We start from the raw sequence: 1,156 nt of genomic DNA on the forward strand, positions 1-1,156 counted from the left end.
CCGACTACAAGATCACCAAGGTCGATGACCTGATGCCGTGGCGCTGGAACGGATAGCGGTCACGCCGGACGGTTACCGATCAGGTGGGATCCAGAAGATCTCTATGGTTACGATCGCGCCTATGCGAACTCGCCGGACTATCGGCCGACCGGTCTCACGGTCCTCGACGCGACGGCGGGCGGCGGCAGCATTCCCTTTGAGGCTTTGCGCCTTGGCCACAACGTGATCGCGAACGAGCTCAACCCGGTTGCGACCACGATCTTGCACGCCACTTTGGACTTTCCGGCTCGGTTCGGGCTGGACCTACTTGATGACATAAAGCGGTGGGGTGACCAGATCGTTTCCCAGGTCGAAGAAGAAATGCTCGACGTCACCCCATGCTCTCCGTTGCCGGAGACAGAGCGCCAGAAGCTTGAACGGGTGGTGCGTGGAGAACCCGAACTGATGCGGCTCTATGGTCAGACGGAGCATGACCAGAACGGGATTCTCTACTGCCGGATGGTCAAATGCCCGTCATGCGGCGGAGAAGCCCCCCTCCTGAACAGCTTTTGGCTGTCGAAAGCGGGGGGCGACATGTGGGGCGTAAAAGTCGTTCCCCAGACCGATAAGACCGTCACCTTCGAGGTTTATGAAGCGCCGGGAGGACGCGGCCCGAACGGTGAGAACCCCGAAGACGCAACCGTGTCTAGAGGGGTCGGGCAGTGCGCCCATTGTCGCCAAGCGATCTCCGGAGATGAGATCAAGGCGCAGGCGCGAGGCGAAAGTCGCCACGGAACCTGGTGGGATCGCGTCTATGCGGTTCACGCGGTCCGCATGGAGCCCAAAATGGACGCTCGGGGCCGACCGCAGCGTTACGCGACCGGAGAACGGGCTGGAGAGATCAAGACCGGGAAGGTAAAGTTTTTCCGGCCACCGACCGCCAAAGACGAGGCGGCTCTGGTAGAGGCCAAACGCCGCCTTGATGAAAACTGGTCCCGTTGGGAGAACGCGGACCTTATTCCCACTGAAACCATACTGACCGGTTCCAAGACAGCCGCCCGCGCATGCGCGCGGTGGCGCTGGCGTTGATCTTGTAGAGGAGCGTCGCGCCGAAGAGGTAGGTGCCGTCGACCGGGGCCACGAAGTGGTTGTTCGCGGCGTCGAAGGCGCCCTGATC

General features: G+C 61.7%; 1 protein-coding gene. It reads left to right on the plus strand.

What is annotated here, in order from left to right; translation table 11 throughout:
- Positions 1–222: 222 nt before the first annotated feature.
- A complete protein-coding gene (locus tag Q0938_RS19100) occupies positions 223–1,068 on the plus strand; it encodes a hypothetical protein (RefSeq protein ID WP_299365697.1) in 846 nt (281 codons plus the stop codon).
- The last annotated feature ends 88 nt before the right edge of the window (positions 1,069–1,156 follow it).

The organism is uncultured Paracoccus sp. (genome assembly GCF_947496875.1).
Lineage (GTDB): Bacteria > Pseudomonadota > Alphaproteobacteria > Rhodobacterales > Rhodobacteraceae > Paracoccus.